Annotated in this window: 2 protein-coding genes; both read right to left on the bottom strand. The window is 37.0% G+C overall.

What is annotated here, in order from left to right; translation table 11 throughout:
• Positions 1-447: 447 nt before the first annotated feature.
• Positions 448-852 (bottom strand): ISAs1 family transposase, encoded by a 405-nt coding sequence (locus tag QUA40_RS29255; protein ID WP_445301220.1) that lies wholly within the window; start codon positions 850-852, stop codon positions 448-450.
• A 17-nt stretch (positions 853-869) separates the two neighbouring features.
• Positions 870-1343, bottom strand: coding sequence for an ISAs1 family transposase (locus QUA40_RS29250; RefSeq protein WP_445301219.1), 474 nt, complete (start codon positions 1341-1343; stop codon positions 870-872).
• Between the last annotated feature and the right edge of the window lie 16 nt (positions 1344-1359).

The following is a 1359-nucleotide window of genomic DNA, read 5'->3' as shown; positions in this document are numbered from 1 at the left end:
CCTGGCACATCTCTTGATGAAATTATTCGTGCTTATTGTGCAGTTTAGCGTCTCATACTTATTTGAAATGACTATAATTCTTGAACGATTTTCTGAATTAGCATAAATCAAACTGTCGGATAGTTGCTGATTAATCGATCGCACTACAAGAGTTGTAGCTTAGTTTATTATGGCTTATCCTACAGGGGCACAAGTCAGCGACGGGTGGAAAGGGCGATCGTCCCAGGGGGAACGCATCTTATTGAACACTGTTCACCAGTGGTGAGTATATTTTAATATAAATTCACCATTATTAGAAGCTATGAATACACTTTATAATGAGTTTTTAGAGAAAAAAGGAACTGATTAATGCTGGTTTTTACTGGCTGCCATTCTTGAGACAATAAAAAGCTGACAACCACTGTTTACAAGTTGTATAATAGTTAGCAATGAGTTGTTTGTGAAAATTTAGTTAACTGAAACAGCGAGAATCTTAGTCAAATAGTCATCATCCCACCCGGCTCGAAGTCGCTTATTCCTTGCTCCAGTTTTTGAAGTTTTTTCTTGATTCAAAAGATTGAGGGAGATGTGTCTAAGAATGGCACAATTTTGCGGAGCGTTATCTTTTCTGATCCGACAATCATCTTCGCGAAAACCTACATCTAACACCCAATGTAAGGAATTTTTTATCCCCCAATGACTGCGGACGGATTCACCAAATTTTTGAGCATTGTTTGGTAAACTACTAATGTAATAGCGAGTTTCAATAGTTGTTTTTTCCTTCAATATTCGCACGGATTCTATCATGCCTATACTGTCAATTTTCTCCAATTTATTCTCTGGGTCAACTAGCTCTTTTATATTACTTAACATTAAGTGATGTCGTATTTCTAAGCGGCCATGATTACTCTCTTTCTTGGTCGAATAAGCTGTATGTGTAAAGCCAGAAAAAATTTTTTCATTGCTTGCTCAAACAACTCTTTTACTCTTGTATATAGAGATGGCTGGTTATTTTTTAAGGTGATCACGTAGTCTCCTCCTTGTTCGACAATTGACTTAACAATTGACTTCTGGCAGCCCATCGCATCAATGGTGACAATGCTTCCGTTCAATTTTAACACTTTTAGTAAAGCCGGAATTGCTGTAATTTCATTAGATTTTTTATCGACTTTAACTTGTCCTAAAACTAATCTTTGACTGGTTGCCCAAGCACTGACCATATGAATCGCTGGTCGTGCAACAAAAATCTGTGGGATACGTCGAATTGAGTGAGTGTCAATCCTAAAAACAGATGAATTGCTTACTATATAGCATTTCTTAAAAATATGAGGTGCACGAGATTCCCTGAATATCGGGACTTTCAAGCCTTATTACATACCT

Source organism: Microcoleus sp. Pol11C3, assembly GCF_036701485.1.
Taxonomy (GTDB): Bacteria; Cyanobacteriota; Cyanobacteriia; order Cyanobacteriales; family Microcoleaceae; genus Microcoleus.
Note: the sequence above shows the minus strand (reverse complement) of the source record. Positions and strands in the feature narration are given on the sequence as shown.

Excerpts from the sequence above, each read along its gene's own strand:
- QUA40_RS29255 (WP_445301220.1), bottom strand. The coding sequence starts at position 852 with ATGTTAAGTAATATAAAAGAGCTAGTTGACCCAGAGAATAAATTGGAG.